The following is a 25,251-nucleotide window of genomic DNA, read 5'->3' on the forward strand; positions in this document are numbered from 1 at the left end:
AGCGTTCAGGCAGTCATAAACTCCCACAGGGGGGTAAAAGAAAGTTATAAAGGAGGATTATTCATGCCGAAAAAACTCAAGATACTCGTCGCTTCTCCAGAAGTCGCTCCATTAGCCAAGACAGGCGGGCTGGCAGATGTCGCCGGAGCCCTGCCCAAGGCATTAAAAAGCCTTGGGCATGACGTCCGGGTAGTTATGCCGCTCTACACCATGGTCAAGCAGCATAACCCACAACTCAAGGAGGAAATCCCGGTTCTGGAAGTGCCGATCGCCGACCGGAAGGAGCGGGCCATCGTTCTGTCAACCATGCTCCATGATACGGTTCCAACCTATCTGATCAAACATGACCGCTACTATGACCGGGAGTACCTTTACACCACCCCGCAGGGGGATTACCCGGACAATGCCGAGCGATTCATCTTTTTCAGCCGGTCGATTCTGGAGATGCTCAAAAAACTGGATTTCGCGCCGGACATTATTCATGTTAATGACTGGCAGACCGGGCTCGTCCCCACGTACCTGAAAGTTCTCTATGCACAGGATGAGTTCTTTAAAAACACGGCTACGGTTTTTACCGTCCATAACCTGGGCTACCAGGGGAAATTCTGGGCTCTGGATATGCCCATGACCAATCTTCCCTGGGATGTCTTCTCCATCAATGGAATAGAATATTATGGAGATATCAGCTTTCTCAAAGCCGGTCTGATGTATTCCGATGTCATATCAACCGTCAGCAGAGGATACAGCCGGGAAATTCAGACCCCGGAGTTTGGCCTTGGCATGGAGGGCGTGCTGCAATTCCGGAGCAAAGATCTCTACGGGATCGTCAACGGGGTAGACTACGATGAATGGAGCCCGGAAAAAGACAAGTTAATCAAAAGCACCTATACCGCCAGCACCCTGGAGGGAAAGAAAGCCGACCGGGAGGACCTGCTCAGTGAGTTTACAATGAAGGTGCCGGAAAATGCTCCCATCATCGGCATGATTACCCGGCTGGCGGATCAAAAAGGATTCGATATCCTGTCCGAGGCAATGCCCGAATTGATGAGAATGAATCTGGCCATGGTGGTATTGGGGACCGGAGAGCAAAAATATCATGACCTGTTCACCAAATTAAAGAAGGAGTACTCTCAGAAGCTGGGAGTTGTCATTGCCTTCAACAATACCCTGGCTCACAAGATCGAAGCCGGCAGCGACATGTTTTTGATGCCTTCCAAATATGAGCCCTGCGGCCTCAATCAGATCTACAGCCTCAAATACGGTACTGTGCCGATTGTCAGGGCCACCGGGGGTCTGGACGATACGATCCAGGAGTACGATCCCAATACCGGCAAGGGGAATGGTTTCAAGTTCAGCGAATACTCATCCCAGGCCCTGATTGAAACCGTAAAGAGAGCCCTCAGTGTTTTCGAAGACAGGCAAAGATGGACCAAACTCATGAAGAACGGCATGAGCGAAGACCACTCATGGAAGGCTTCAGCCAGGGAGTACGTCAGTCTCTACGAGACCGCGATGAAGAAGCGGACGGTTGCCTAGATTGTCCGTCCGTCTCCATCTTCCCATGAGACAGGTTCCGTGATTCCGTGATAATTATGGCCCCCTGCCCCTTCCGATGCGAAGGGGCAGGGGGATTTCTTCCTTCCGGTGATGCCCCTATCATCCAGCAATTCCAGGCTGATCCCGGCCTCATTCAGTCCAAATGCCTTCAGATTCCTGCTATAGCTTTTTGGAAGAGGAGGGCGAGGGGATGTGCATGAGAATCGGTCTGAAAGCCTGGGGTGGGGATACTCTGGCTGCTCTTTCTCCTCCCATTTCGAGGTGTGGCACAGCCCAATCTGCCTAAATTATGCCAAGGTACTCCAATTTCGTCGAAACCATCGCAACCTCAATGTCTATGAAAGAGTTACCTTTATTGTGAAATCAATAATACAAAAGGCTCAGGAACAACTTTTAAGGTTTCCCGTATACTTCTTGTTACAAAGCTCTTGGGTCATTTATCACATATGAGCGACTCCTTTTTACTTATTGTTTCAATTAGTTAGAGTATATCATAAGTGACTGCTAATGCACTCTCAATCTATTTTTAAAAAAGTGTCCGGTAGTGAAACCAAACATAAGCATCCCTGTCATTCTCCCAGAGTAATAGTAAGATACTGATTTGACGCCATCATTTCACGTCAATGTCCGAAATCACGGTCACGCCGCATCTTGACATTCCTTGGCGAAGGTGCCATAATTGCTCTTTTAGCTAGAGTATGGCATTCTGGTTGCCGAAAAATAGATAATAGTGGCTGAAAGTCAATCTCAGCTATCAGAAAAACAGGATAGAGCAACCTCAAGAGAACAACTTCAGTAGAACAAGGAGAGTAAATATGCCGATGGGTATTTTAGGGAAAAAGCTTGGAATGACGCAGCTTTTACGGGAAGGCGGAGAGGCGGTGCCGGTAACCGTTATTCAGGTCGATCCCTGCACGGTGGTACAGAAAAAAGTGAAAGGTACCGATCATTACAATGCCATTCAATTGGGATTTTTAGACAAAAAAGAGTCCCGGACAATCAAACCGCTTCAGGGGCATTTTAAAAAAGCAGGCGTTGCTCCGAAAAAAATCCTCAAAGAGATGCGGCTGGATGAGGCCGAAATAGGCAATTATGAAGTAGGCCAGGAAATCAAGGCCGATCAGCTCTTTCAGGCTGGTGATTATATTGATGTTATTGGCAATTCAAAGGGCCGGGGGTTTGCCGGGGTCATCAAGCGGCATGGATTCCGCGGGGCTCCGGGGGCTCACGGGACCCACGATTACAGCCGGCACGGCGGTTCCGTCGGCAGCAACACCTATCCCGGCCGGGTATTCAAGGGTCTGCGGATGGCCGGACGTATGGGCAATGAGCGGATAACCGTGCAGAACCTGAAAGTTGTCGATATCCGGCCGGAACAGAATCTGATTCTGATAAAGGGGGCTGTTCCTGGAGCCAATAATGGAATAGTGATTATCCAAAAGGCGATTAAGAAGGCGGTCAAGAATGGCAAATAGGGGTAAATGAGCGTAAATAAGGCTCAATAAGGCCCACCAAGACTCAATAAGGGTAAAAAATGCTCGATAAATTTTTCTCTCCACGGTCAGTGGCAATCGTTGGCGCTTCGAGAGAACAGGGGAAGGTTGGTCATGAGATTGTCAAGAACTTGCTTCTCGGTGGCTTCTCCGGGCAAGTTTTCCCCATTAACCCCAAGGCCAGCACTATTCTGGGGAAAAAAGTTTATGCCGGAATCATGGATCTTCCGGACGGCCAGGTTGATCTGGCCGTCATCGTCATTCCGGCCCAGTATGTCAAGGAAGCTCTTATCCAATGCGCTCAAAAGGGGATCAAGGCAGCTATCGTTATCTCGGCAGGCTTTAAGGAAGCGGGGAAGGATGGTGCGCTGCGGGAAAAAGAGCTTTTGCAGACAGCGCACGAATATGGGATACGCATTCTGGGGCCGAATTGCCTGGGGCTCATCAATACCTCGACCAGCCTGAACGCATCCTTTTCCAGTGAGATGCCCCCCAGGGGAAACATCGCTTTTTTCTCTCAGTCAGGTGCTCTTGGCACTGCAATTCTGGACTGGGCAGTAGGCCAAAAAATCGGGTTTTCCAAATTCATCAGTCTTGGCAACAAGGCTGACCTTGCTGAAAGCAGCATCCTGGAATCCTTATGTCAGGACCATGATTCCAAAGTCATTCTGGGGTACCTGGAAGGAATAGAGAAGGGACAGGAATTTCTGCATAAAGCCAGGCAGGTAAGCAAAGTCAAGCCGATCGTCATTACCAAATCGGGAAGCACCTCGGCGGGGACGAGGGCTGCATCCTCCCATACCGGCAGCCTTACCGGATCGGATGTCGCCTTTGAATCAGCCTTTAAGCAGACGGGAGTCATCCGGGCCAGGACCATCGAGGAGCTTTTTAACTATGCCCTGGCCTTTGCCTATCAGCCGCTGCCCAAGGGGCCGAACCTGGCCATCATTACCAATGCAGGAGGACCAGGGATTCTGGCAGCGGATGCTGCGGAAAAAAATAACATCAATCTTCTTTTTCTCGCTAAGGAAACAACCGACAAGCTGGCTACTCTGCTTCCTCCGGCAGCGGGTGTCTATAATCCTGTCGATATCCTGGGAGATGCCAGGGCGGACAGATACCAGAAAACACTGGAAGTGGTGCTGGAGGACCCCAAGGTACATGGCGTACTGGTCATTCTCACCCCGCAGGCCATGACCGAGATACCGCAGACGGCGGAGGTCATTGGTGAGGTTTCGATGTCCACCGAAAAGCCGATTCTGGCATCCTTTATGGGAGAGTATGCGGTCAGGGAGGGAATCGAGCGGCTGGCAAAATATAGAATACCGAACTACAGCTATCCTGAGCATGCTATCGAGTCGTTTCACAAGATGTGGAAATACCGGCGATGGCAGGAGCAACCGCCGCTCACGTATGTGTCTCTTGAGGCGGACAGGGGCCGGGTCCGTCAGATTATCGATCAGATTCGAAACACGGGGCAGGTTGAAATCGGTGATCTGAAAGCCAGAGAGATTCTGGCCGCCTATGGATTTGAAGTGCCGTCTTCCCGAGTGGCCGAGGATTCCGATATGGCCGTTGCCCTGGCCGAAGGGATCGGCTATCCGGTGGTCCTCAAGATTGTATCTCCGGAAATCCTGCATAAATCGGATGTCGGGGGTGTGAAGGTAGGATTGAAAACTCCTGAAGAGGTTCATGCCGCCTTCCAGGAAATCATGGCCAAAGTCCGCAAGTTTATGCCTCATGCCCTGATTCAGGGAGTATCCATCCAAAAGATGTATGAAGGAAAGCGAGAGGTCATTTTAGGTATGGCCAGAGACCCCCAGTTCGGTCCTCTCATCATGTTTGGGCTTGGTGGGATTTATGTCGAAGTGCTCAAGGATGTCTCTTTCCGAATCGCTCCCATCTGCCGGGAGGAGGCACAGGCCATGATCACGGAGATCAAGTCATACCCGATGCTGGCAGGGGTGCGGGGGCAGAAGACCGTTGACATCGAAGCCATTGTCGAAGCCCTCCTTCGGCTCTCACAACTGGCTGTTGATTTTCCTGAAATTTTAGAGGCGGACATTAATCCGCTGCTTATGAAAGAATCTGGTCAAGGGGCCGTGGCCGTAGATGCTCGGTTTACCATCAGCCCAAACTAACCGTATTATGATGTTAAACTCATTTGCTCTGGAGGGAAGATAATGATTTCCTTATACATCGGATCAACGGCCGGTTATTCGGGAAAGAGCATGGTCTGTTTAGGGCTCGGAACCCGATTTGCGCGGGATGGTTTCCACTTCAGTTATATGAAACCTATTGGCAAACCCACTGCCCAGGTGGGGGATGTAATCACCGATGAGGATGCCATTTTCATCGCCAAAGCGCTCTCTCTCCGTGAGCCACTGGATACCATTTGTCCTATTGTCGTCACTCAGGACATGATAGTGCAGGCATATCGGAACAAGACAGAGGGGCTGGAAGGAAAATTGATCGAAGCCCATCTCAAATTATCGGAAGGCCGGGACATTATGCTGGTTGGAGGAGGAAGCGATTTATATGAAGGAGCTTTCCTGGGCCTTTCCGGCTTGTATATTGCCCAGAAGCTTCTGAATACCCAGGTTATCCTGATCGACCGCTTTACCACCGAAGTTTGCGTGGATTGCATTCTGGGAGTTAAAGAAGCCCTGAAAGAGCGGCTCATCGGCGTTATCCTGAACCGGGTCGCCCCGGAAAGAATTGAGTACGTCGAGCGCAGGATTGCCCCTTTCTTAAGCTCACGGGGGATCGATACCTTCGGTATCATTCCCTACGATCAACTGCTGAATGCGGTCACGGTAAAAGAATTAGGCTCCACGCTGAACGCCGAAGTCCTCTGCTGCAACGACAGGCTGGATGAATTGGTCGAAAGCTATACTATCGGCGCCATGACCGTTGACCGGGCGCTCAAATATTTTCGCCAGAAAAAAAACAAAGCGGTCATTACCGGGGGAGACCGACCGGAAATTCAACTGGCAGCTTTGGAGACATCCACCAAGTGCATCATTTTAACCGGGAATCTCTATCCCAGTGATCTCATTCTCGTCCAGGCAGAGGAACATAATGTTCCGGTTATGGTGGCCAAGGATGATACGCAGGCTACGGTCGAGAAGGTAGAGCGGATATTTGGCCGAATCCGGGTCCGGGATCAACGGAAGGTGAACCGGGCAGTTGAGCTTATCGACCAGAGGATAGATTTTCCTCTCTTGTACAAAAAAATCGGATTGGCCTGATTTAACGACTGAGATCATATATTTATCTGCTATTTATCTGCGATCAGCGGAAGAAATTCACGGAAAGGAAATGGAAGTTCCTGTATTGTCAAGGTGTTCCAAACCATAATTGCATGAGGGAGAAAACAGATAAGCTATGTCTTTAACTATTGGATGGTTTACCACTGCTGAGGATAGCAAGGCTCATGATCTTTTTACCGGCACCTACAAGGCAATTCATGAATTAGGTCTGAATGTTGATATCGCCTATCTTTTTTGCAACCGCCGTAAAGGGGAAGATTCAAAAAGTGATCAGTTTCTTACTTCCGTCCAGGAGCTGGGAATTAACCTGATAACTCATTCCTCTCTGGAATTCCAAAAAGACCTCAAATCTCACCCTGCCGAACAGGAAACCGGTTTTCCACCCGACTGGTACGAAGAATACCACCGGCAGGTAATGGAAAAAATTTCCAATTACCCAATAGATATCGCTCTCCTGGTGGGTTATACCCCCAGGATCAGCATTGAATTTGTCAGGAAATATACCGCAATTCAGTTTCGATCCGCTCTCCCCGATGGACCTTCGGGCACCTGGCCGACTGTTATCTGGCAGTTGATCGGAACCAGAAGCGCTGAAGCAGGGGCCACCCTGCACCTTTTGACCGAAGATGACACCGAGCGGGGGATTCCCATCACGTATTGTAACTATTTTATCAAAAGAAAAGAATTTTCCTCTTTCTGGCAGGATCTGGACAGAAGGATGCGAACCCAGCCCCTGAGCCAGCTCATGGCCACCGAGGGAGAAAGTATTCCTCTGTTTTCGGCCATCAAAGAAGCTGGAGAAGAACTGGAAAGTCCTCTCATCAACCTTACCCTCCAGGATATCATTACTGGAGTGATCAGAATCGAAGACCGGATGGTCTACCGCAACGGAGAGCTTCTCGTGAACGGCTACTGCCTGACGCAGGAAATTGAGACCTTCCTTATTGAACAGGAGGAAGGTGAAGAGGAAGAGGAAGAGGAGGAGTATTTCGAGGAGGAGGATGAGGAAGCAGGGCTTGCCTGATCTACCGCCCGGATGTCCTCAAGAATAAAGGATTGAAACAGGAATATTCTTGCCGGCGGCAGGTCAATCTGGCCTGCCAGGGCCTGATTACCAGAAACAGTATTGCCTATGAGCTTGCCTGTCATTTTATCCCCCAGGGGAATGTTCTGTTTTCACGCCTTCAGCGGTATGACAGTTTTCTCAGTGAGGCAAAGCTCAGCGGGGCAAAGCTGACATCTCCCTATCAGCCGGGTAAATTCCTTTGTTATCTTTTGCCCTTTCTCAAAGCCTTCGGAGCTACTGACCGGCGGATCGCGGAATATTCGACCGTCAGCATCTCACTCGTACCTGGAGCCGGAAAGTTTCTGGATATGATCCGGGCCTGCGGCATCCCCTGCTTTTTCGTCAGCTCTGCCTACCGGCCATTCATTGAGTCCCTGGGCCACCTGCTTGGTTTCAGGGATGAGGAAGCTTATTATACGCCGATGGACCTTGATTCCACGGCGATAACTATATCCGAGCTGGAGACCCTGAAAGACCTCGCCGACGAAATCATTAACATGCCCCCGTTGTCCTGGACTCAAAGGTCGGCAGTTTCCTCAACGGCGCTCGTTCCTGAACATCTTCCCTATTGCCGGAGGCTTGAGATTATACTCACTGAAGAAATCAGCGGTATGGAGATTGGAAAAATCCTGACCCAGGGTGCCGCTCTGACCGGAATCGAAAAAGTGACTGCCGTCAAAGACAGCCTTGAAAAAACGGGTAATCCTGCCGAGGGAATACTCTATTTCGGCGGCAGTATCCTGGACGCGGATGCTCTTTCATGGGTGAGGAAATCAGGCGGTCTGGCTGTCTCCTTCAATGGGGACAAGGCTGCACTTCAAGCTGCTGAAGTGGCTGTTATGTCGGGTAATTCCGCCATCCTGGCCATCATCAGCGATGTTTTTTACAACCAGGGAAAAGAGGGAGTCCTGGAGCTGATCGGCAACTGGGACCTTCATACTATTCAAACCGATAAACTCAAGGTCCATCCATCTCTCGTCAATGAGCTGTTCTCCCATGAGCCCGATTTATTCCCCCTGCTTGAACTCGTTACCAGGGAAAACCTTGAGAGACTTGCCGGGGCGAGTGAATCCTGCCGCCGGATGATCCTTGGGGGAGTCATGTAGAGGGAGCAGGAAAAGCATGGCTGAAATTAAACCATTTCAGGGTATTGTCTATAATCAGGAGTTCGTACAAAATCTCTCTTTGGTCATCGCGCCGCCGTATGATGTTATCTCCGATGAAGCCAGAGAGAGACTCTATCAAAATAGCCCGTATAACATTATCCGGCTGATCAAAGGAAAATCCGAGCCCCAGGACGATGAATCGAATAATCAATATACCCGGGCAGCTCATTCGCTGCGATCCTGGCTCCGGGAGGGGATCCTCCGCCAGGATACCGAAGAGTGCATCTATCTCATGGAGGATGAATACACCCTGCCGGGGAGTGGACAAAAACTGGTCCGCACAGGGTTTACTGCCCTTATCAGGCTGGAGGAATACGGTTCAGGCAAGGTCCTGCCCCATGAAAAAACCCTCGCTAAACCAAAAGAGGACCGATTAAAGCTCATTCATGCCTGCCGGACCAATCTCAGCCCGATTTTCGCTCTCTATCCTGATCCGTCCCGCACGATTGGTACTCTGCTCGATGAGGCCAAGGCTGGCACCAGACCCTTTATCGATATCCTTTCCCAGGAGCGGATCCTCCATCGGGTGTGGAGGATAACTTCATCCCGCATTATTCAAGGGATTATTGGTGAAATGCAACCCAAATTCGTGCTCCTGGCTGACGGACACCACCGGTACGAAACCGCCCTGACCTACTGCCGACAGATGCAGCAGTGCACCCTGCCTGCAACCGCATCATCCCGCAATGCAGCCTCCTTTGTGATGATGTATTTTGCCAGTATGGATGAGCCCGGTCTGACCATTCTTCCCTACCATCGGCTGCTCAGGAATCTGCCGGCGGAAACCCTCCGGAACTGGAAGACGATCGTCAGCCAATACTTCAGGATCGACGGCTATCCCTTTGATGGCCTGACCAGCAGCGAGCGGCAGGCACGGGAGAAGATGTTTTCCCACCTGTCGGAGAAAGGAAACCGCCATCTTTCTGCCTTCGGCCTGTATACCGGAGATAAAAACTACTATCTGCTCACCCTGAAGCCGGAAGTCGATATCGAGAGGGAAATCTCCAGCGACCAGCCTTCCATCTGCAAGCAACTGCCGGTAACCATTCTGGACCATCTCCTGGTTAACCATATCCTGGGCACTCATACCAGCCTGGTCAAGGAGACCTGTCTGGGGTTCTCTCACGATTATCGGGAGGCGATCGACGATGTCAACAGCCAGGAATCCCAGATGGCTGTCTTCGTGAATCCGACCCCGATTCATATGGTTAACCAGATTGCCCGCATCGGCCAGCAGATGCCCCAAAAATCAACTTTCTTCTATCCCAAACTGCCGACCGGCCTTGTCCTGCGAAGGATTGCTGAGGATTAAACTGCCACTTTAACGCCTGGCTGCTGAGCTTCCTACCCCACGTTAAACTTCAGCAGTCTCCCCATCTGCCGCAGCTCTTCAACCCTTTCGTGGGACAGGTTCAGGCCGGGAGCTTCAGCCCGCAGCACCCCAGGATAATTGAGCAAAAGGCTTTGGAAGAAATTCTGCATCTGCCAAAGGTTCATGGACAGTTGAAGCTTCTCAGCTATGGAAAAAAGCTGCCGAATGGTTGAAAGGTCGCTGGTGGATGGATCGCTGGCAAGCAGGCGAAGCCTGTTCTCCAGTTGCTGGCGGATCAGAAGGCCCGCTTCCTGGGTCGAAAGCTTTACCTGCCAGTGTTCGGCCTGCTGCATGATGCTGGAAAGGCGGCTGCAGCTATCGCAGTCTGCCGGAATTGCCAGGTTTTTCAATCTGCTGATAAACTCATCATAGAGAAAATATTCCGCAGCCACTAAAAATCCCTTGGGAATAGGAACCTCCACCTTCCGCAGATAGTCCATCATCTGATAGTGCTCACGGTAGAGATTGCGGTAGGTATCGGTGAAGTGTTTCAGAATATGCTTGCTGATCAGTGAAGTAATCTTGATTCGCTCCTCTATGAACAGCTCGCCGAGACTCAAATAATTTGCTCCATAATTCTCTGCAATGATCCGGTTGACCCCTTCGATATCAGATTGGGCAAAGTGTGCCAGGAGGTTTTGCCTGACTTCGTGACCGGGCAGTGCACCTTCCGAATCGGTAAGTATGTAGGAGCGAAGATCAAGACCTGCCGGATGAAAGACAGTAAATGCAGCCTCGTAGGTCTCCCAGGTGATCAGGCTTGACACCGTGACGGTGCCAACAGCCAGGTGACTGGAATTTGCCTCCTTCTTGTCAAAATCCTTCCTCGTTACCCGATAGCTGTAAATTTCCTGCTGCTGCTCGTAATCCTCATAGAGAGAGCTGATGGCATAGTGGGATAAGACCCTCCGAAAGTCAACCTGAGAGGGGAGAACTACTTTGCGGAAAATATCCGCGCCAGTTCCCATTTCGGAAACATTGCTTCTGGCTTCGGCCAGTTTGTCGAGCAATATCTTGTCAATCTCCGGCGGTCCGCCGACCTCACGGGCCAGTTGGATGGCCCTGGCCGCATATTTAAGAATCTGAACTGTCTCGATTCCTGAAATATCATCGAAAAACCAGCCGCAACTGGTAAACATGAGCAGGCCGCAGCGCTGCATCTCCAGGAGCTTCAGAGCCTGAACCTTTTCAGATTGCTGAAGAGGGTGCTGCCGGTACTCAGCCAGAAACCGCTCGACATTGTCCTGTGCACGGTCAAGAATAACACTGATATATGCGTCCCTGGCCGCCCAAGGGTCTGCCAGATACCGCCTTCCTTCCCGCTCGAACAGCTCATCAAGGGCTGCCTTCAGCCTGTCCAGCCCCTCGCGCAAAGGCTGCCTCCACTGCTGATTCCAGCCATAATACCTGCCTGAATTGCAGCCGCAGTTGGCTCGCCAGCGCTGGATCCCGTGAGCACAGCTCCATGAGGTGTTTTCAAAAATTTCCACCTGAAACTTGGGAGGATGTTTTTCCAGATACTCGGCATAATTGGTAAGCCTGGCAATATTATTCCTTTCGATGTAGTCAAGGGCATAGGTCAGCGCCATCTCACCAAACTTGAAGTGATGGCCGTAAGATTCCCCGTCTGTAGCCAGATGCAGAATCTGGGGCCAGACCCGGCCATCGTTAAATCCTTTCATGATTCTCTGGACGAAGTAATCGCCGCTTTCCAGTACCCGGTCAAAAGCGATCGAGAAAGAGATGGGAGCATCGTAAAAAAAGATGACAATCGAGCGGCCATCCCTGAGAAAGCACTTATAGGCAAGTGTCGGATCAATATTACCCTGCCCGGTTTCCATCCATTCTTCAGCCCCGATTTTCCGAATCCTGCGGGCCTGATGAGGAGCCAGGATCGTAAATTGAATGCCCTGCTCACTCAAGGTTTGCAGAACTTCCATGTTAACCGCTGCTTCGGGCAGCCACATTCCTTCCGGTTTTCGATGAAAATGATATTCAAAATCCCTGATGGCCCAGATCGTCTGGGTCTGTTGGTCCCTCTTCGAAGCCAGGGGCATAATGAGATGATTATACCCCTGAGCAATGGCATTACCATGTCCTGACCGCTCCTTCTGGCTGAGACGGTCTGCCTCTACTATTCGGCTGTAAGTTTCCGGCACATATTTTTTTAACCAGGAAAGGAGTGCAGGCCCAAAATTAAAGCTTAATTTCTGGTAATTGTTTATTATCTTCAGAATCTGATTCTTACCGTCAATGATCCGAGAGGCGGAATTGGGCGAGTAGCACTCGGCAGCGATCTTATCATTCCAATCATGATAGGGAGTGGCCGTAGGTTGAACTTCAATTTCCTCCAGCCAGGGGTTCTCCCGGGGGGGCTGATAGAAATGCCCATGAATACAAAAATATTTTTCCACGTTATATCACACGATTAGTATAAATGAATTATTACTCCTGATGGTGAGCATTATTTTTTTAAGTAATAACACCTTTTGCTCACTCTGTCAACTGAAGCAATGAGAATGCGATCACTTTGGAACATCGAGAATACAAAAAAGATGGAAGCAAGAAATATTTATGCTTATTTTACATATATCCGCCTCATAAATCAAGCCAAATTTAACGCAAATGACCATTCCGCCTTCTCATGACCATGACATGACCATCAGTGAAATTATGTTTCATTCTTCAGCATAACTTTCACCTGGTTTATCCGACTTATTTTACAGGCCGGGAAAATGCTCATTCGCTGCACCGTTGAAAGAATATATTCCGGGCGGTACTTTTTACTTGAACCCTGGATTATTAATTTACTATAATAGTATATGCTTTGATCTTACCGAGAATAAGGAAATCCACACAATGAAAGAAATCATTGATCCAACGAAAAAAAATATTCTGATGCAACTCAGCCAGCAACAATTCGCCACCAGGTCTCACTATTCTGAAGTTTACGATATTCTTCTTATGAACTTCGAAAGCCTGGTCAATTCCCCTTCATCATTTCCGGTGAAAAAGATCAACATCGTTAAGCAACTGTTACACGAGATGATCTCTCAACTTCCCATCGATTATAACGAGATCCTCACGCTGGCCCTTATTTCAAACCAGAAAAAGTTCCAACTCCACAACTCTCTCAATGTCTGTCTTATCTCCCTGCTTATCGGACGGACTTTGAATTACTCCGATGAGGAGCTCCTTGAGCTTGGATTTGCTGCACTGCTGCATGACATCGGTATGTTTGCTCTGGAGGGGCTGATCTATTCTGCTGAAGCCTTCACCCCGGAACAGCGGGAGAAACTCCGGCAGCATCCCAATCAGGGATTGCTTCTCCTCGATAAGTTCACCAGAGTTAGTGAAGACCTTGAAAAAGCGGTTATTCAGGAACATGAACGGGAAGATGGCAGCGGTTATCCTGAAGGGATCAATGGTAAAAATATCCATGAGTTCGCTAAAATTATTGCTATCGCCGACTGCTTTGAATCCATGACCCACTTTCGTCCTTACCGTAAATGTGCACTCCCCTTCGATGCCTTGCAATCTATTCTTCAGCTTTCCAAAAACCAGTTAGACCGAACTATGGCTAATGGTTTAATTAACGCCCTGTCGCTTTATCCCCTTGGGACTTGTGTACGGTTGGCCGGAGGTGAAGTGGGGATAGTAACCAAGGTCTACTCTGGAGCCCCCTTGAGCCCGGAAGTCACTGTTTATTATGATCGTGATGGACGTGACTACCGAGGGGAGATGCAGACTATCGACCTGCTCGAAGAAGAAGATAATTATATTCTTCGAGTAATTAACCTCGATACGCCTTCACACTAATAATTTCAGTCGAGCTCGCTGATCCCGGGAAACGAGTTCAATAAGCCATACCTGCAGACATGTTTCTTTTCCCGCAATGTACTTCATTGACAAACAATTGGATACATGCTAACCTAACCGGGAATATTTTTTCTTACTATCAAATTGATATTATATTCTTTTTTACTCTATTTTTGTAAGCTCTTTGGCCATAAAAGGAATTCAACTGCATGCCATTGAAAGAAAAAGTAAAAAAGTTCATTCAAAGCAATTATGGAAAATTTTCGATCGTTCATATTGCTCATGAATTTGGCTGTTCAGTCCGTGAAGTGGAGGACTATGTTTTGGAGGAGCTGGAGCCCCAAACTACCCTGAAAGATAAAGAATCTTATCTCGCTGAGCTGAACAAAGATGCTTCAGTGACAGGCCTTACGATAGCCAATAAATGGATTATTGCTCTTTTGTTTATCTGTCTGGTAACGCTTGCCTTTACCCTGAATATATCGCAGATGTCCAATAATGATATCTGGATGCACCTGAAAAATGGTGAACTGATTCTCAAGAACCGCCACTTTCTCTATAAAGATACGTATTCCTTCCGGACCATTGGCATGCCCTGGGTTAATCATGAATGGCTGGCTGGCGTAATATTTTATCTTGTTTATCAGATTGGGGCCGTGAATGCTCTCATCTTTTTTAAAGCCCTGATGGTCGTGCTTTTGACAGTGTTTATGGTCGCAACCTGCCGATTGACCAGGAACCGATGGACTGTCTTTTACCCTATAATAGTTTTTGCCCTGTTTAATGCTGCCGTGCGCTTTCTTGATAGACCCCATATGTTTACCGAGATGTTCGTTCCTATCTTCTTTTATATTCTTTTCGCCTATAAATACCAACGGAAAGACTATTTAATCTGGCTGCCGGTACTTCTGCTTCTGTGGGTTAACATTCATGGGGGATTCGTCGTTGGAATGGGAATAATTACTCTTTTTGCTCTGTTTGAGACGTTCAGGACCTTTATTAACCGATACTACACCTTCCTTCAGAATGATATCCTTTCCGTGCAGCGGTTGAAAAAACTCTGGATCATCTGGCTGATCTCCGGAATCGTTCTTTCGATCAATCCGCATGGGATCAGTATCTATAGTTATCCCTTTGAGCTAACCTCCAAGAAAATCTTCATGAGTCAGATTTATGAATGGCAGCCTCCCTTCAAGAGCCCAACCTTTATGGCTTCCTATGCTTTCCTGTATTTCGAAATCTGGATGGCTCTATTAGGACTTTCATTTTTACTCGACTGGAAACATTTCGATCTTACCAACGCTGCGCTGTGTGCGCTTTTTTTGGCCATGTCATTGAGAATGCACCGTAACATCACTACCTTTGCTTTGGCTACAGCACCGATAATGAGCCTGAACTTCGATAATTTTTTCGATCTGCTGCTCAACAAAAAGGGATCAGCCAGGGCAGATCTGCTCTGTAAGATCACAATCCTTTGCGTTACCATAGTGCTTACTGGCATGACCTTTCAGTATGGATACTTCTATCGGCGCGGAAGCCGGAAGCCCTTCGGACTTGGAGTCGCCTCGAATATGCCGGTTGAGGCTATCAGGTATGTCAAAGAAAACCATATCAAGGGGAATTGCTTCAACCCCTATACCTATGGAACCTATATTATCCATGAGCTCTACCCCGAAACACGGGTGGTTATGGATTCTCGTGACTTACCGTATGGAGAACGGCTTTACCTTGAACATCAGAACGCCATGCTGAGCGTAAAAGACTTTCAAGCCCTGTTTCAAAAATATCATATCGATTATATTGTCTTAAATTATCAGCAGGATGACTTGGTTGAACATTTCAAATATCTGAAAAAAACAGGAGAATGGGTGCTGGTCTACTTTGATGACCGCAATGTCGTGTATATTCGAAACATACCGGAAAATCGGAAACTTATTGAGCGGGATGGCTATTTTCTCCTGCATCCTGTGCTTACCATGGAGGAGAAAAGCATCGAATTGGACAATATTCCTCGATATATACAGGAATGTAACCGCAATATGCAGGTTAATCCCAAGTTCATTTTTCCCAGATATATCCTGCAAAGCATTTACCTGGCCCAGAACAAATTACCTGAGGCGATTCAGGTGGGAGAGGAAATTGTCGCTCTTGAGCCGCGGGACGTTCGCGGGTATCTTCTGCTGGCTGAAACGTATCTGAAGATGGGCGATATCGAGCATGCCAAGATAAACTACCGCAGGGCAATTATCCTCGACCCTTCTACCGAAAATTTTATCAGAAAAAAACTTGATCAGCTCAGCCTGAAATAACTTATCCCGCATGGAAAAGAACCAACCGAGACCAAAACTCTCTATCATCATCCCTGCCTACAACGAAGAGCTGAATGTCTATCCTCTCTTTGAGGAAATTACCCAAAGCCTTCGGAATTATCAGCAGCCCTACGAGATTATCTTTGTGGATGATGGAAGTTGCGATCGTACACCTCAGGTTCTCCGGGAAATCTGCCGTAAAGATAACCGGGTCAAATGTGTTATCTTTCGCGGCAATTTCGGTCAGACTGCTGCATTGAGTGCCGGCTTTGATCTTGCCCGCGGAGATGTAATCGTATCAATGGACGGAGACCGGCAGAACGACCCTGCCGATATCCTCATGCTGTTAGATATTCTCGATCAAGGATTCGATCTTGTCTGCGGATGGAGAAAGAGGCGAAAAGATGCCTTTTTTGCGAGAAAGCTGCCATCCTTCCTTGCCAATCGGCTTATTGCCTGGGTGACGGGAGTATTTGTTCATGATTATGGCTGTACCCTGAAAGCGTATAAGAAGGAAATAATCAAAAATATCAAACTATATGGTGAAATGCATCGCTTTATCCCTGCTTATGCATCGTGGGTAGGAGCGAAAGTCACGGAGGTTGAAGTTAATCACCGGCCAAGAACCGCCGGAGCTTCCAAGTACAGTATCCTTCGTATTTTCAAAGTCATCCTCGACCTGATAACCGTTAAATTCCTCTGTGACTACTCGACAAGCCCCATATACTTTTTCGGGACCTTTGGAATGATCCTTACCGGCTCAGGATTTCTTACCGGGCTCATCACCTTGATTGAAAAATATTACCAGGGAGTTTGGGTCCACAAAAACCCTCTGATCTTACTCGCCATCCTTCTCACTATTCTTGGTGTACAATTCATTATGATCGGGCTTTTAGCCGAAATCCTGATCCGCACCTATCACGAATCCCAGGATAAGAAGACGTATATTGTTAAAGATATCATTGAACAGGCATAGAGAGAAAATAAGCAGGCAGACAAGGCGGGCCGCCTATCCTTCTTTCCTGACAGAGAAGGAAGGATAGGCGGTCAGATATGTCGTAGAATGTATAGATTCCTCAGTTCATACAACTGGGAATACCCAGATATTTCCTGAATAAACAAAGCGCATCTGCTGGGGTAACCGAACCGTTCTTATCTACATCTGCGCATGGATCACAGAGCCCAAGACCCAAATAGCATCTAAAGGCAAACAACGCATCAGCGGGGGTTATACTGCCATCACCATTGAGGTCTCCGGTGCAGCAGTTTTCGTCAATGTTGCCATCACAATTATTATCCACCCTATCACCACATATTTCTGATTGTGGTTGCTGAGCAGTACAGCCAGCCCATCTTCCATTCTGGCAGGTCTCCACACCCGTACCACAGAGGGTTGAGCAGCTCTGAGTCAGGTTTTCATCTATTCTGCCATCACAGTTATTATCGATCCCATCGCACACTTCAGTACCTTGCTGCGGTGCTGTGCAGCCAACCCACTGTCCATTTTGACAGGTCTCGGTACCGCTCCCACATACATTTGAGCAGTTCTGCGTAAGGTTCTCATCCACCTTGCCATCGCAGTTATTATCTTTCCCGTCACAGCGTTCCGCTCCTCCCGGATGTATTTGAGCATCGGCGTCATTGCAATCGCCCCCATTCCTGCTATATCCATAGGGAACAGTAGCTGTAAAAAGAAGAGATACGTCGTTGCTTCCATATCCATCGTAATCTCCATCCAAATGATAAGAATATGCAATCCTGGGTTGGGGAATAGCCGTTGGCTTGAACGAGGTATAAACCATTGTTTCCTGGGGAAGGTCTGCATTTAATTTCAGTTCACTGTCTGCGGCAGTTTGCGTTTGCCGTAAATAAATAATTTCGATTCTTTCTCCGCCTGCTAATTCGAGCGGTGTATGGTATTCTTTATTAAACAGGTTATTTAAGTTAATGAAGGCATATTTTTGTCCATCTGCAAGAGAACATTCTCCTACCCAGGATGATAATGGATAATCATTAAGCCTGCTATTGTTACCATTCTGACTATCAAGGACATTGACAAGTACCAGTGACGCGCCGACCGCAGAGGGATTATTTACATTACATTCCGGCAACAAAAGAGTATCATTTGTCGTTAAATCAGCATTCGTTATCCTTAAATTTTCGGTACCATCGTACTTCTCCGTTGTTACCGCGTATTTCTGCCCCTGATTAAGTGGGTTATCGGCAGGCAAAAAAGCCACACCATTTGCAAGAAGCTGATAGTAATAGGTGGTATTGGCCGTTAAGCCTTTAACTATGAACCTCTTGATTCTATTTGCTTGAGATGCCATAGGGACTGAACCGGCATCATCACTTTCTATCGTAATCCCTTCCCTGATCAATTTTCCGCTTCCATCAAAAACAAGCAGGTCCAGGTCATCAGGATGATAAGGCTCTGATAAGTTGTAAATGACACTAAAGGATTTGGTAGATACATCTGCCACAACAACCTGTGATGATGCATATGTTATTGTTGAGTTTAATAATATGATATGCAAGCTACCGAGAAGAAAGAAATACAGAAATACTTTCAGGGATGAATAATTTTTTTCTTTCACAGCTAAGCCCCTCTCCTAATGCTTTTTTAATAGCCTTGATAAACATATTACGAGCAACTTGATTATCTAACACGATCAGATAGCATTCTTTAAGGTTACAGCTATTTTATCCGAGTTTATTTTTATTTCCCATCACCCCTGTTTATCATGCAATTTTTGGCTATTAGCTAATCATGGTGTGGTAAAAGCTGACGTACTCTCTATTCTCCCATATCTGAATATTTTTACCCTCATTTGAAAGGTTGGCGGAGCTCCCCTGAAAGAAGCTCCGCCACCTTTGGGTACCAAAGATTAAGAGGTAATCACGAAATACCACAATAATTAAAACCAGGTAAACCAGGGTTGGTAGCCATTAAATAATGACGTCTGATTCCAGATATTTGAAGTTACCGGCGTATACCACTGCTGGCTATAGTTTGGTTTTAAATCCCATGACTGCTGGAAGTTGTATAACTGGTCGTTGTATGGCTGATAGAGATTAGCCGATGGCTGATAGTATGATGTACTGAGCCCATTCCAGCCGGTGTAGGCGTTATAGCCGCCACTGAAGAAATTATAAAGGCCACCGTATGCTGGCGCAACCTGCTTAACCGTTACTTTAGCTGTACAGCTCTGGCTATTTCCAGACTTGTCAATAGCGGCGAATGTTACTACCGTATCACCCACGGCAAACTGTGTGGGAGCAGTATTAGTAAGAGTTACTGCCGATCCGTCAATAACATCCGAAGCGGTAAATGCATCAAGGAAAGCTTTGATCTTGGCATCGGTCGCCGGTACGCCGGATGCACTCTCCGTCTCAACCGTAATATCGGAAGGACAAGTGACGACAGGAGGTGTCTGATCCTCTACCAGCACAACAGCCTGACAATTAGCCGAATTCGATAAACTATCAACTGCGGTGAAAGTCACTGTGGTTGAACCAAGCGGGAACGTACCTGGAGCATTGTTGGTAACCTGGACGTCGCCATCAATATTGTCAGATGCAGTAGCTGCGTTCAAGAAAGCCTGAATCTGAGCATTGCCAGCGGATACCCCGTCTTTATCAAAAGCCATTACCGTGATACCCTGAGGACAATTAATAACAGGTGGTGTTGTATCCTTGAGCTCGACAGTCACCACAGCCGAGCAGGTATCGGAATTTCCATAAGCATCGAGCGCAGTGAAGATTACCTCATGACTGCCAGGCCCAAATTGAGATGGAGCATTGTTGGTAATTGATACTGCCGATGCGCTGTCGGAAGCAGTAGCCCCATTCAAGAAACTTTGAATCTGAGCATTGCTGATATCAACACCGCCTGGTGTGGCTGCCTCGACCGTAATATTTCCGGGGCAATTAATGAGAGGCGCTGTTGTATCCTCGACAATCACTGTAGCAGCACAAGAGTCCGTATTGCCATAATCATCCTGAGCGGTAAAAGTAACCTGAGTCGTACCAATTGGGAATTGAGCAGGGGCATCATTCGTAATTGTTACTGAAGCATCTCCCGCATCCGTTGCTGCTACGTCTCCAAAGAAGGAAATTATCGCTGATCTATCTGCTGGCACGCCAAATGAATCTTCCGCTTCCAGCCGAAGGACTGTACCCGGACAGCTAATAGATGGAGGCGTGTTATCCATTACATTAACCGTAGCTGAACAGCTTGATACATATCCTCCACTATCCTGGGCACTGAAGGTCACCACCGTGGCTCCGAGAGGGAATACAGCGGGAGCATTACTGGTAACATTCAACGAGCCTTCGACAACGTCTGTGGCAACTGCGCTGTTCAAGAAACTCTGTAATGCGCTGGCAGGTATACCATCAGGTCCTGTTGCCTCGACCGTGATATCTCCGGGGCAGTTGATTGCAGGACCCATAGTATCCTGTACAGTTACTGTGGCCTTACAGCTATTCACTGTACCAGCGCCATTAACCGTCATGAAAGTTACCTCAGTAATACCAAGCCCGAACATAGCAGGCGCATTGGTAGTAACCGGCAATAAATTATTCAGAGCATCCGTAGCTGTAGCTCCATTCAGGAATGCCTGAATTTGAGGATTGCTGATTGATGCTCCTCCGATACTGTCTGCTTCAACTACGATACTGGAAGGACAAACTATTGAGGGAGCTTCAACGAGCTGCCCGTCTGCAACTGACCAGCCAATCATGTCGTCGTCAAGACGGTCACGGATAATGCTCACGGTTGCAGGTCCGCAGCTTTTTACGACAAAAACCAGATTAACTAAAGATCCACTGCTCGCCTGATCGAACCCTGTTCTCCCTGCTCCAGCCACCTTTAACGTATTGGCTCTGGGATGGCTCACGCCGAAAAAGTCAAAATCATGAGTAAGGGTCCCGCGGGTTATTTCATCCGTACTGGGCTTGAATTCCAGTATATTCTCATCGAAACCTACTTCAAGGCCGAAATTATTGACCTTGTTGGTAGCACCGTTTACCGAAATCGTAAAGGTAACCTCTTCGCCAACCATTCCGGTACAGCTCTGACTGTTAAGGGACAATGTTGCTGAAGTAACTGTAATTGAAACTGTCTCAGAAGCGCTTCTGCCAGTAGTATCGGTAGCCGTAATTACTACTGAATAGGTCTGGCCTGCCTCAGCCTGAGTCGGAATCCAGGTAAACTGGCCGGTTAAACTGTCGAAGGTGGCACCAGCCGGTGCGTTGGAAGCTGCATAGGTAATGGCATCTCCATCAGCGTCGGTTGCCAGAGCGGTAAATGACAGGGTATCTCCTGCCGAGACCGTTTTATTGCCAATCGGCTGTAAAACCGGGGCACTGGGTTCCTGAACAGTTATGGTGATCGTTTCGTCGTCACTTCTGCCAGTACCGTCAGTAGCCGTAATTACTACTGTATAGGACTGGTTTGCCTGGGCCTGACCCGGAGTCCAGTTGAATTGACCAGTTTGACTATCGAAGGAAGCGCCATCCGGTGCGTTTAAAATTGAATAGGTGATAGTATCACCATCTTCATCCGTTGCCTGGGCAGTGAAGGATAACGTGCTGTCAACCATTACATTCTGGTTACCGATTGTCTGTAACACCGGTGCATGCTGGACATCCGGCTGCAATGCACCAGCCTGTGCCGGCCAGTCTGCCATATCATCAGCTAATTTAACCACGCTGACTGGAGAGGAACCGCATTGTAAAACTTTAAAGGTTATTTCTCCTACCTTGCCGCTCGCCCCGGCAGCAAGACCACCGGTACCATATGGATCAAGACCGCCGACCTTTACCGTATTCGGGCTTATCTTGTTATATTGGCAGAATCCGAAACCGGCAAGCGCGTCACCGGGTTTAAAGCTCACATACTCCAACACACTTGGATCAAAGTTGATCTCAAATCCAAAACTCGATACTGCCTTTGGCGCATTGGTCACTGAGATGGTAAAAACTACCGTTCCGCCAGCGTCAACGCAACGCTGGGTATCGACGGTAAACCCATCTGCAAAGACCAGGGAAGAACCGATAAAAGTTATTAACATTATCATGAGAAAACTAACGCTTAGTTTATACTTATTACTCATAATGTAAGCTCCCTCTATCCTAAGTCCTAAAAATAATATCTACCCTACTACTTTATAAACCTATGAGCTCAATACGCGGCAGTTACTTGGAGGTGTTGTTACTTTGAGCGGAGCGGAAATCCTTTTTCCGTAAGGTTCCAGGATTCTTTCGCTCCGCTCAGAATCATTAAATAACTAGGCCGGGTATACTCATTAGTCCGCACTTTCTCGGCTAATTTATGTCAGCGATCGAATAACTCTCGATTATTCTCTTCGCTGCATTTCTTAGTCAAGACAGGATGGCTCTCCAAGATATTTCAAGAATACGCACAGTGCATCCTTGGCCGAAATTCTCCCATCGCCATCAACATCACACCCTTGATTACAGGGGCCTTCTTCGAGATAGCATTGGAAAACGGACAGGGCATCCGCTGCACTTAACTTGCCGTCTCCATTAATATCTCCAGTCCTCATAACAGTCACGGTAGCTTTACAGGTGCTTGTGTGATTGGCACTATCTATAGCTGTAAAAGTAACTACCGTATCACCAACCGGGAAAATAGCTGGAGCATCATTAGTAAGATTTACCCCCACAACATCCGTAGCCGTGAAACTATTCAGGAAAGCCTGGATGGCAGCGCTGTCAATGGCAGCACCACGCGGGCTTTCTGCTTTTACGGTGATGCTTTGTGGACAACTGGTAATAACCGGGGCTGTGGTATCTTCCACAATTACGGTGGCAGAACACGTATTCGAGTTGCCTGCCTTATCGGTTGCTGTGAAAGTAACTACGGTTTGGCCAATCCCAAACACAGCCGGAGCATTGGCAACAGGTGTCACTGCGCCATCGACAATGTCAGTGGCCGTTGCACCGTTCAGGAAAGCTTGAATGGCCTCATTATTGGCTGATACTCCATCGGCACCCTCAGCCTCGACCGTAATGCCATCAGGGCAACTCATGGCCGGAGGAGTTGTGTCTACAACCGTTACGGCAGCAGAACAGGTACTTGATTTACCGGCCTTATCAGTAGCTGTGAAGGTGACCACGGTTTTGCCGACCTTAAACATCTCCGGGGCCTCATAAGTCGGCGTTACTGATCCATCGACAATATCGGTGGCCGTTGCACCTTTCAGAAAAGCCTGAATGGCAGCGCTGGTAGCAGCTACTCCTTCGGGTCCTTCCGCCTCAACCGTAATGGCATCTGGACAGCTTATAACAGGAGATGTGGTATCGACCACGCTTACCGTAGCTTGACAGGTACTTGATTGCCCGGCCTTGTCGGTTGCGGTGAAAGTAACAATGGTTTTGCCGACTTTCAGCATTTGCGGAGCATCAGTGGTTGGGGTAACTGATCCATCGACAATATCGGTGGCCGTTGCACCTTTCAGAAAAGCCTGAATGGCAGCGCTGGTAGCAGCTACTCCTTCGGGTCCTTCCGCCTCAACCGTTATTCCAGCGGGGCAGATGATCTCAGGGGGCGTAGTATCAACTACATCGATATTTATACTGCGAACCGCCTGGTGACCAAATCCGTCAGTTGCCTTAATCGTCAGCACATTCTTCCCATTGGCCAGGGAAATCGTATTCGGATCAAGTGGTATACCGATTGAATCGGTAATCACGACTTTTGGGGGAAGTCCATCATTGTCTTTCAACTCGACGATGAGAACGTCATTCAAATAGATTCCCAAAGAGTTATCCGGATAAATCGGGACAACCTTGAACCAGGTCATAGTGCCTTCAATATTATTAGCCTCAATACCGGGAATTGGGTCGAGCTTTACATCGATAACCGGAAATGCATAATCACAGCCAACCTTACCGGCGTTCTGTCCACCGTAGGCACCCATGTCATTACGGCTTAAATCCCGATCGAGAGAAGAAGCCGGATCGCCGGCGTCAATGCAAACACTGCCGTCAATCCCGGTTTGAAGATGATAGAGCGTATCTTTAAACTTGGGATCCTGGCTGATGTTTGTGTTTGCGCCTTCTATTTCTATTGATCCAAGATTGGAAATATCGGAATAGGTTACCTTGGTCATGGGGTATGGGCTGTAAACAGCCTCACCACCGCCGATACTCCAGACTATGCTATTGGTAATGGCTGGTTGGGAAAGATCACACAGTAACTCGGAGTATGCATTCATGGTAGCGTAGTTTTCAGCTATCGTATCGTTGATGATAACTGGATGGCTGCCCCATAAATAAATTCCGCCACCACCGGTTACGGCCTGATTTTGCGCAATAATATTGTTGGAAACCAGGGGAGTGCTGCACCTTTCCATATAAAGACCACCACCCGAGCCGGTTGTTGCACTATTGCGGGTAATCAGATTATTTCGAATCTCGACCTGAGCTCCTGCGGAATTAATATAAAGGCCAGCACCTTTCGATGAAATATTCCGCTGAATCTCATTATTCTTGATGAGACCATCCATAGTGCTCAGGAGAGCAATACCTCCGCCAGCCCCGCGAGGGGCATCATTCTCGACGATTTCACAATTAATGATAATCGGTTTATAGTTGCAGAGATAAATCCCCCCTCCATTACCGGTAGTCGCTTCATTTCCCGTTATCGTACAATTCATGATAGTTACCGTGGCACCTGCATAGGGATTACTTTCATTACAGAGAATCCCTCCACCTTGAGCCGCTTTTCCATTCTTTATCATGAAACCATCAATAACAGCCCCCGAAGCCCCTGTTACGGCAGTTCCTTTCAGTTCCGCATCTATCACGGTTACATTGGTAAGAATATCTCTATTATCCCTTACCTCCTTTCTTGTTTGATTTCCTCCTACAACTTCTTCACCTGTGAAACCACCATAGATACAGATTCCCGGTGACAGTTTTATCCTTTCTCTATAGGTACCTGCAGCCACCCAGATTTCTGTACAATTGGCCTTTTGAGCTTTCTCAATTCCTTCGGTAATGGTCTTAACCGAATCTGTCCAGAACCTTTGCTTTTGATCAACGAAAATTACCTGCTGAGCCTGAGCTACCTTCATTCCCGATAAAAGAATGAGCACAAGGCTCAGAAAAACTAATAATGCATTCTTTCGCAATGCATTCTCTTTTTCATATTCTCTCATATGTGG

The 25,251-nt window shown here is 47.9% G+C and carries 14 protein-coding genes; 10 read left to right on the forward strand and 4 right to left on the reverse strand.

Features of this window, described 5'->3' with window-relative positions; genetic code table 11:
* Positions 1-63: 63 nt before the first annotated feature.
* From glgA to AB1611_18985, 7 genes are all read left to right on the forward strand, one after another.
* Positions 64-1,536, forward strand: coding sequence for a glycogen synthase GlgA (gene glgA / locus AB1611_18955; protein ID MEW6381662.1), 1,473 nt, complete (start codon positions 64-66; stop codon positions 1,534-1,536).
* A gap of 836 nt (positions 1,537-2,372) precedes the next feature.
* On the forward strand, positions 2,373-3,032 hold the full coding sequence (gene rplC / locus AB1611_18960; protein MEW6381663.1) for a 50S ribosomal protein L3: 660 nt from the start codon (positions 2,373-2,375) through the stop codon (positions 3,030-3,032).
* Positions 3,033-3,091: 59 nt separating this feature from the next.
* A complete protein-coding gene (gene acs, locus AB1611_18965; protein ID MEW6381664.1) occupies positions 3,092-5,191 on the forward strand; it encodes an acetate--CoA ligase alpha subunit in 2,100 nt (699 codons plus the stop codon).
* A 42-nt stretch (positions 5,192-5,233) separates the two neighbouring features.
* On the forward strand, positions 5,234-6,301 hold the full coding sequence (locus tag AB1611_18970) for a phosphotransacetylase family protein (GenBank protein MEW6381665.1): 1,068 nt from the start codon (positions 5,234-5,236) through the stop codon (positions 6,299-6,301).
* A gap of 136 nt (positions 6,302-6,437) precedes the next feature.
* Positions 6,438-7,346 carry a hypothetical protein gene (locus AB1611_18975; GenBank protein MEW6381666.1) on the forward strand — a complete coding sequence of 303 codons (909 nt, stop codon included), beginning with the start codon at positions 6,438-6,440 and terminating at the stop codon, positions 7,344-7,346.
* A 32-nt stretch (positions 7,347-7,378) separates the two neighbouring features.
* Entirely contained in the window at positions 7,379-8,494 is a 1,116-nt protein-coding gene (locus AB1611_18980) for a hypothetical protein (GenBank protein MEW6381667.1), read from the forward strand.
* A 16-nt stretch (positions 8,495-8,510) separates the two neighbouring features.
* Positions 8,511-9,866: a DUF1015 domain-containing protein gene (locus tag AB1611_18985; GenBank protein MEW6381668.1), complete on the forward strand. Its 1,356-nt coding sequence runs from the start codon at positions 8,511-8,513 to the stop codon at positions 9,864-9,866.
* A gap of 32 nt (positions 9,867-9,898) precedes the next feature.
* Here AB1611_18985 and AB1611_18990 read toward each other — a convergent pair whose 3' ends face one another.
* Positions 9,899-12,340 (reverse strand): DUF3536 domain-containing protein, encoded by a 2,442-nt coding sequence (locus AB1611_18990; protein ID MEW6381669.1) that lies wholly within the window; start codon positions 12,338-12,340, stop codon positions 9,899-9,901.
* Positions 12,341-12,785: 445 nt separating this feature from the next.
* Between AB1611_18990 and AB1611_18995 the strand changes: the two genes are divergently transcribed.
* The 3 genes from AB1611_18995 to AB1611_19005 all read left to right on the forward strand — a co-directional run bounded on the left by AB1611_18995 (position 12,786) and on the right by AB1611_19005 (position 17,030).
* Positions 12,786-13,745 (forward strand): HD domain-containing phosphohydrolase, encoded by a 960-nt coding sequence (locus AB1611_18995; GenBank protein MEW6381670.1) that lies wholly within the window; start codon positions 12,786-12,788, stop codon positions 13,743-13,745.
* 209 nt (positions 13,746-13,954) lie between these two features.
* On the forward strand, positions 13,955-16,054 hold the full coding sequence (locus AB1611_19000) for a hypothetical protein (GenBank protein MEW6381671.1): 2,100 nt from the start codon (positions 13,955-13,957) through the stop codon (positions 16,052-16,054).
* A gap of 10 nt (positions 16,055-16,064) precedes the next feature.
* Positions 16,065-17,030: a glycosyltransferase family 2 protein gene (locus AB1611_19005; GenBank protein MEW6381672.1), complete on the forward strand. Its 966-nt coding sequence runs from the start codon at positions 16,065-16,067 to the stop codon at positions 17,028-17,030.
* 100 nt (positions 17,031-17,130) lie between these two features.
* Here the strand turns inward: AB1611_19005 and AB1611_19010 are convergent, their stop codons facing one another.
* The 3 genes from AB1611_19010 to AB1611_19020 all read right to left on the reverse strand — a co-directional run bounded on the left by AB1611_19010 (position 17,131) and on the right by AB1611_19020 (position 25,245).
* Positions 17,131-18,651, reverse strand: coding sequence for a MopE-related protein (locus AB1611_19010; GenBank protein MEW6381673.1), 1,521 nt, complete (start codon positions 18,649-18,651; stop codon positions 17,131-17,133).
* Between the two features lie 321 nt (positions 18,652-18,972).
* Complete coding sequence (locus tag AB1611_19015; GenBank protein ID MEW6381674.1) at positions 18,973-22,137, reverse strand: HYR domain-containing protein; 3,165 nt, start codon at positions 22,135-22,137, stop codon at positions 18,973-18,975.
* 300 nt (positions 22,138-22,437) lie between these two features.
* Entirely contained in the window at positions 22,438-25,245 is a 2,808-nt protein-coding gene (locus AB1611_19020) for an HYR domain-containing protein (protein ID MEW6381675.1), read from the reverse strand.
* Positions 25,246-25,251: the final 6 nt, after the last annotated feature.

This window comes from bacterium (genome assembly GCA_040755755.1).
Taxonomy (GTDB): Bacteria; SZUA-182; SZUA-182; order DTGQ01; family DTGQ01; genus DTGQ01.